1 protein-coding gene, 2 tRNA genes and 1 rRNA gene are annotated in these 6,404 nt (G+C 38.6%); 1 reads left to right on the top strand and 3 read right to left on the bottom strand.

Translation table 11 applies throughout. The features are described from left to right. Positions 1-198: 198 nt before the first annotated feature. The 3 genes from NBX25_RS02345 to NBX25_RS02335 form a co-directional block, all read right to left on the bottom strand. A tRNA-Ala gene (locus tag NBX25_RS02345) sits at positions 199-272 on the bottom strand. 87 nt (positions 273-359) lie between these two features. Further along, positions 360-433 (bottom strand) — tRNA-Ile (locus tag NBX25_RS02340). Positions 434-630: 197 nt separating this feature from the next. After that, positions 631-2,147 (bottom strand): 16S ribosomal RNA (locus tag NBX25_RS02335). Between the two features lie 1,689 nt (positions 2,148-3,836). Between NBX25_RS02335 and NBX25_RS02330 the strand changes: the two genes are divergently transcribed. Beyond that, the gene (locus tag NBX25_RS02330) at positions 3,837-6,371 is read left to right on the top strand and encodes a DUF5686 family protein (RefSeq protein ID WP_250252676.1); all 2,535 of its coding nucleotides are present in this window, start codon (positions 3,837-3,839) and stop codon (positions 6,369-6,371) included. Positions 6,372-6,404 lie beyond the last annotated feature (33 nt).

Genomic DNA, 6,404 nt, shown 5'->3' with positions numbered 1-6,404 from the left:
CCTAATATTAAATTAGTTCAGTATTTTTTTGATAAACTCTCGTCTATCGATATTTTTATAAACTCGGCACTCGAAAGTGCTCGGTTATCTCTTTGTGATGTCTTTACCGTTAATGTCAATGATCTTTATCTATTTCTGATCTAATTCGCAAATATTGTTTTTGGCTCTATTTGCTTTTTTAAAATTAAACCATCGATGTGGAGAATAAGGGAGTCGAACCCTTGACCTCCTGCGTGCAAGGCAGGCGCTCTAGCCAGCTGAGCTAATTCCCCCTCTAGTAGACTTCAGATTTTAGATCTCAGATTACAGACTTTATGGTCTGACATCTGATGTCTTATATCTTCCCGTCTTATAATTAGTAGTCTCGGGCAGGCTCGAACTGCCGACCTCTACATTATCAGTGTAGCGCTCTAACCAGCTGAGCTACGAGACTCTGTTATGAGTAATTAGTGATGAGTAATAAGTAATACTTCTTGCTCCTCTTCATTCCCCAATCTCTTTCCCTAATACTAATTTCTAGTGGGTTTTGTATTTTTAATATAATCAACCAAACAAAAAACTAAAGCTTGAACTTTAAGTAAGTTCTGTATCTTGCGATACTAATTTTTTTATCGTCTTTAAGACGCTCTAAAATGAGATGTTCCAGCCGCACCTTCCGGTACGGCTACCTTGTTACGACTTAGCCCTAGTTACCTGTTTTACCCTAGGCAGCTCCTGTTACGGTCACCGACTTCAGGTACCCCAGACTTCCATGGCTTGACGGGCGGTGTGTACAAGGCCCGGGAACGTATTCACCGCGCCATGGCTGATGCGCGATTACTAGCGATTCCAGCTTCATAGAGTCGAGTTGCAGACTCCAATCCGAACTGAGACCGGCTTTCGAGATTTGCATCACATCGCTGTGTAGCTGCCCTCTGTACCGGCCATTGTATTACGTGTGTGGCCCAAGGCGTAAGGGCCGTGATGATTTGACGTCATCCCCACCTTCCTCTCTACTTGCGTAGGCAGTCTCACTAGAGTCCCCAACTTAATGATGGCAACTAGTGACAGGGGTTGCGCTCGTTGCAGGACTTAACCTAACACCTCACGGCACGAGCTGACGACAACCATGCAGCACCTTGAAAAATGTCCGAAGAAAAGTCTATTTCTAAACCTGTCATTTCCCATTTAAGCCTTGGTAAGGTTCCTCGCGTATCATCGAATTAAACCACATAATCCACCGCTTGTGCGGGCCCCCGTCAATTCCTTTGAGTTTCATTCTTGCGAACGTACTCCCCAGGTGGCTAACTTATCACTTTCGCTTAGTCTCTGAAGCTTGCGCCCCAAAAACGAGTTAGCATCGTTTACGGCGTGGACTACCAGGGTATCTAATCCTGTTCGCTCCCCACGCTTTCGTCCATCAGCGTCAGTTGTTGCTTAGTAACCTGCCTTCGCAATTGGTGTTCTAAGTAATATCTATGCATTTCACCGCTACACTACTTATTCCAGCTACTTCAATAACACTCAAGACCTGCAGTATCAATGGCAGTTTCACAGTTAAGCTGTGAGATTTCACCACTGACTTACAGATCCGCCTACGGACCCTTTAAACCCAATAAATCCGGATAACGCTTGCACCCTCCGTATTACCGCGGCTGCTGGCACGGAGTTAGCCGGTGCTTATTCGTATAGTACCTTCAGCTACTCTCACGAGAGTAGGTTTATCCCTATACAAAAGAAGTTTACAACCCATAGGGCCGTCGTCCTTCACGCGGGATGGCTGGATCAGGCGCTAACCCATTGTCCAATATTCCTCACTGCTGCCTCCCGTAGGAGTCTGGTCCGTGTCTCAGTACCAGTGTGGGGGATCACCCTCTCAGGCCCCCTAAAGATCGCAGACTTGGTGAGCCGTTACCTCACCAACTATCTAATCTTGCGCGTGCCCATCTCTATCCACCGGAGTTTTCAATAAAAAACGATGCCGTTTCTTATATTATGGGGTATTAATCTTCCTTTCGAAAGGCTATCCCCCTGATAAAGGCAGGTTGCACACGTGTTCCGCACCCGTACGCCGCTCTCAAGATCCCGAAAGATCTCTACCGCTCAGCTTGCATGTGTTAGGCCTCCCGCTAGCGTTCATCCTGAGCCAGGATCAAACTCTCCATTGTATGTTTGTCTGACTCACTCAAAGTTTTTTAACGCTTTAGTTTTTCCTTACTTGGTTGTTATATTGTATGTCAATGATCTTTATATCTTCCGCTTTTCAACGAAGCAATCTTTCTGTCAGTGTCGCTCCGTATTTGCGAGTGCAAAAGTAAAACTTTATTTTGATTCGACCAAATGTTTTGAAAGAAAATTTTAAAGTTTTTTAAGTAACCTTAATCTCTTTCCTAACCCTCAATCCCTCTACTCCTGCGCTCCCTTAATTGGGACTGCAAAGATACAAACTTTATTTTAACTTGCAACTTTTAAATCCTAAAAATTAAAAGTTTTTTTTTCGTCTGTCTCTTTCGTAAAGTATAATGTTTATGCTTATTTAAAAGCTCTTCTGCGCTTACTGAATCCCTTTCGTTTTTCAGTGGGGCAAAGATAGAAACTTCATCCATTACCCGCAAGTTTATTTAACATAAAATTCATATTCAGGTAATGTTTTATCCTTAAAGCACTGGTACTATGAGAGAAAAATTTTAAACATTTGTTTGGGGATTGGAGGGAAAGGATCCAAGGGGATGAAAGTTGGAAAGAAATGGGGTGTTTTTATATGATATACCATCTCTATAATGATGGGTAATGGGTAATGGGTAATGGGTAATGGGTAATGGGTAATGGGTAATGGAAGGTATACATTATATATAATACATGGGCTAAGTTTTCAGAATTATTTTGAAATAGGTTTGGGCTAAAGCCAATGGCTGGGCGTTTATTTTATTTGAGTGGGCTAAAGCCCACTCCTATTGATGGATTTCTGTACGTTGGAAATTATAGATAGAGGTTTATTTTAATAATGCGATGTTGAGATCCTTAAGGATGACAAAAATGGTGCGAGGGAAAATAGATAAATAAAGAGAATGGAGGATATGATGGTTATTCTCTAAGATTGTTTTATAGAAAAACGCTGTGTTTTTTTTTATTTCCCACAGAGGACACGGATTTTCACAGATGATAGTGCTGGTTGTATTGTGAATAGCTTTCTGGTATATCTAATTGAAAGAGCCACTCGATCTTCTTAAAGGAATAGGTAGCTTTTGTGGGAGTTCTTACCGGAATAGAAGATTAAACCTCGCCAATGACAAAGACTTCAGGAGATGTGATGTATACTTATATATAAGAAGACAGGTTTTTATAAAAACCATCCTCTATTACTTATTACTCATTATTTATAATATATGTCCACTACCCTAGCCCCGATAGTAACGGTTACCCCGCAACAAGGTTTGGAGAGGTGGAGGGTTTGAACCTTGGAGGGTAAAGGCGTGAGGAGTAAGAGTGGATAGCGGGAAATAGCTCCGGAAAAGTTTTATGGAATAATTTTAATTGATTAGGATAATTAAAAACAAGATCAAATTTGAAAAAATTCATTTTTTTGCTGGAGTCGTTAAAGATTTTTTAATCTATTATATCTTAAAAACGAGAATTTCAATGGCTATAAGTCATAAATACAGTGACTTTTTACGTTGTCATTAATCAATTGATCCTTATCTGTTAAGACAATAAACATAGAAATAATTTTTTCTCAAATGATAGTACTATTTTTGTTAAATTTGCCGTTTTACATAGAAATGTAAGAACATTTTATTTTTATATATATTTTAAAAAACTGCATACTTTTTGTTTGTGCTAATTGCCTGAAGAAACGAATGATGTTAAACAACAACTCCAAAAAACACTATTTTTTATTTTTTTTCCTGACCATTACCAGCTTCGCATATGCTCAAAACAGGGCCAGCGGAAAGATTGTTGATGCCAAAAACAACAAAGAGGTAAACAAAGTTGATATTTTTATTAACGATAGCAAGGCTCCAATCCTTACAACAACTTCGGGAAGTTTCAGTGTTCAGTCCGACAGTATTATTCAAAGGTTAAGATTTGCCAGAAAGAACTATACCACAGAAACTATTGACGTTACTCCTGAAAATGCGGAAAATATTTTTGTTCAGCTTTCTCAGGCCAAGGTAAGCAATATTCAGGAAGTTGTGATCCAGGCTGGAAAACCTAAATATAAAAGCAAAAAGGAAAACCCGGCTTATGCCATTATGCAAAAGGTTTGGGCTCAAAAAAGAAATAACGGTCTGGAAAAGTTTGATACTTATTCTTACAAAGAATATGAAAAGACTCAATTTGACCTTAATAATATAGACAGCGCTTTTATGAAGAAGAAAATCTTCAATAAGCTGGATTTTATTTTTGATTACGCAGATTCTACTGCCAGTGGAAGGCTTGGCCTTCCTATATTCCTAAATGAAGCTGTTTATGAAAATTATGGTAAGAATAAGCCGGACAAAGACAGTAAAAGAACATTGGTTGCTCAAAAAACTTCAGGATTTCAAGATAATCAGGTCATTACTGTTTCCGCAAAGAACCTTTACAGGGATATCAATATTTATGATAATACTTTAAATTATTTTGATATTGGATTTCAGAGTCCGGCAGGAACAGATGGATTCGGAACCTATGACTATAATCTTGTAGATACCATTTCTATTCGTGGAGAAAAGGCTTTTCAGATAAGATATCAGCCTAAGCGTAAGGATGTGCTGGCATTTCAGGGAAATCTTTATATAGATACAGATACTTATGCTGTTCTGGGAGCGACTTTAAGATCAACACAAAAAATCAATGTTAATTTCGTGAATAGTGTTTATACGCAACTGGAATATGACAATCCGGATGAAACAACATTCCTTCCTAAGAAATTGGTTACTGAGGTTGAGATGAGTCCTTTTTCAAAGAAGAAAGGATCTAAGAGTATTATTGCGCGAAAATCTGTTGATTATTCTAATTATGAATTCAACATTCCTCTTGATCCGAAAGTTTTCAAACGAAAAGAAGAAGAATACGATGATAAGTTTACTGATAAAGAGGAAGCTTACTGGACAAAGGCAAGACCTGATACTTTATCTAAATCTGAACAGGGTGTTTATAAAATGTTGGATCAATTACAACAAACGCCTAAATTCAACCGTATGGTAAAATTATTTGAGACTCTGGGTTCCCGTTATTATAATGCTTTTAAAGGCGTGGACTTCGGACCTATTTTCTCCATATATGGCAGAAATGAAGTGGAAGGAGACAGAATCAGAATCGGGGCAAGATCTTATTTTGGTTTGAATGACCCTTGGAGAGTTCAATTCTATACTGCTTACGGATTTAAAGACCATCAGGTAAAATATGGAGCTGAAGCACGATATATGTTCAACAGGCTTAATCGATTTATGATTGGAGCCGGAACCAGCAGAGACATTGTTCAGCTAGGAGGACAGCTTACATCTGGTGACGGAGTGGCATCACGTTCTTTATCTTCAAGTACGTTTTTTGCGAGAGGAGAGAATATTTCTTTAAGTTCTGTAAATCAGACAAGTGTTTTTGCTGCTATTGAACCCTGGAAAAACATACAGATAAGAGTTGATGGAGTTATGCAAAGTATCAAGTCTGCCATTCCGGAAAAATTTAACCTTATGTATTATCAGCCGGATGGTCAACTAAGAAAAACGGTAAATGATTCTCATGTTACCATTAGTTTGATCGCTAAACCGGGCGCAAGATTTTCCCAAACCGGAATTGACAGGTATCAGGCAAGAAACCTGGCTCCTACTATTGTACTAAGATACACAAGAGGTATTGAAGGTTTATTCAATGCTGATTTCAACTATGATAAGCTGCAGTTTATGTTCTACAAACCATTTTTGATCGGAACATTAGGGAAAACCGTTGTGAGTTTCGAAGCCGGTAAAAATTTCAACACAGTTCCTTTGGCTTTACAGAATATTATTCCAGCTAACCTTTCTTATGGTTTGGTTCCGAATACGTTCTCACAGCTTAATTATTATGAATTTGTAGCCGATGCTTATACGACTCTTCATTTGGAACACCATTTTAATGGTAAAATATTGTCTTATATTCCTTTAATCAAAAAGCTAAAGTTTAGAGAAGTAGCTTTTATACGAGCAGCTTACGGGACTTTGAGCGATGCATCCAAAGCAATTAATGTGGAAGGTTTTAAATACTCTGCTCCAAGTGAACATATTTACTATGAATATGGATTTGGTATTGAAAACATTGGTATTGGAAACTTAAGATTATTCAGAGTAGATTTTAACTGGAGAGGAAATTATCTTGACAGACCTGATATTTCAAAATTTGGCGTTAAGGCTGGAATTCAGGTAGGATTCTAAGTAAATAATATGATATAAAGAATCGGCGGCTTC

Origin of the sequence: Chryseobacterium sp. Marseille-Q3244 (genome assembly GCF_940807095.1) — a bacterium.
Lineage (GTDB): Bacteria > Bacteroidota > Bacteroidia > Flavobacteriales > Weeksellaceae > Chryseobacterium.
Note: the sequence above shows the minus strand (reverse complement) of the source record. Positions and strands in the feature narration are given on the sequence as shown.